The following is a 1,045-nucleotide window of genomic DNA, read 5'->3' as shown; positions in this document are numbered from 1 at the left end:
TGCCCTGGACTACGCCGGGACATGAATAACGGCCTCTATCTGACCACGGGCCTTGGCGGTGATCGAGAGAGGTGGGGATCAACCACCCCAGCAGTTGTCGAAAATCTTCTGCGCGATCCATGGCAGGTCGCGCTGGAATTCTGGGAATACCTCGAAGCGGCCGAGCATGCGGTCCACACATATGAACGCTTTTTGGCCAGACCCGGCAATGGTGCATATACCGCCAAGGCTAACATTGCCTTCGCGCGATACTGATACAGGCAAAGTATAAAGGCTGTCACATGATTGTATTTTGGTAGTACTTTTGTTCCATAGTGCAATATCTCTGAATTCTTGCGTTACAGATTTCCAGTCTTCCGGATCTACTGTCATCAAAACCGAGTTCGCTGGCGGAAATTCGAGCTCTGACTCACTGCCTCCAATAGCTGCAGTGGAAAGCAGTATGAGCTGGATAAGTATAAATAATTGTTTCATGTATAACTCCTTGAGTGGTTATTCTCCGTAGCTTCATGGAAAAGTAAACCATGATCTAACATATGGCTCAAGGAAACGAATATGTCTTTTTAATAGAGATCAATGAAATTGGCTAGCACAACCCTCCACCCAATGGGCTTTGATCTAAGTAGATAACTCTGTAAATTGATACGATATGGTTAGATTTCTAGTGGACAAGAAGCGATCAATCAATATCCGATCCAGCCACCCCTCCGTCACATGCATAGGAAGTATCTCCGATCCAGGATTTGGCGCTGATTGTCAGTGACTACTGGGTCAGGCCTGAACCCGAAAGCGATCATAGAGTTAAGCGAAAAAACGAATCGGTGGTTCTAACAAGCCATGGCGTTCATTTGCTCAAAATCTAAGATAGCTCCCGCACATTGCCACTGGTGTTCATAAGACTACAATTCGATAGCGGGAGACCTCACTGATGAACATTCTGACGGATATTTCGGGACTTTCATCAGGCGAGGATATAAACAAAATCACTAAGGGCAAACCAGCACGGTTGCTCAAGATAGGCGTGTCGCAGCTGAACTGGTGGCGG

At 46.8% G+C, this 1,045-nt stretch carries 1 protein-coding gene; it reads right to left on the bottom strand.

All coding sequences use genetic code 11. The annotated features are described in order from the left end of the window. Window positions 1-78 precede the first annotated feature (78 nt). Window positions 79-474: a hypothetical protein gene (locus IFT44_RS21005; RefSeq protein WP_192176521.1), complete on the bottom strand. Its 396-nt coding sequence runs from the start codon at window positions 472-474 to the stop codon at window positions 79-81. Between the last annotated feature and the right edge of the window lie 571 nt (window positions 475-1,045).

It is taken from the genome of Pseudomonas sp. CFBP 13710 (genome assembly GCF_014842235.1).
GTDB classification, from domain to species: Bacteria; Pseudomonadota; Gammaproteobacteria; order Pseudomonadales; family Pseudomonadaceae; genus Aquipseudomonas; species Aquipseudomonas baltica.
This window is presented reverse-complemented; position numbering and strand designations above follow the sequence as displayed.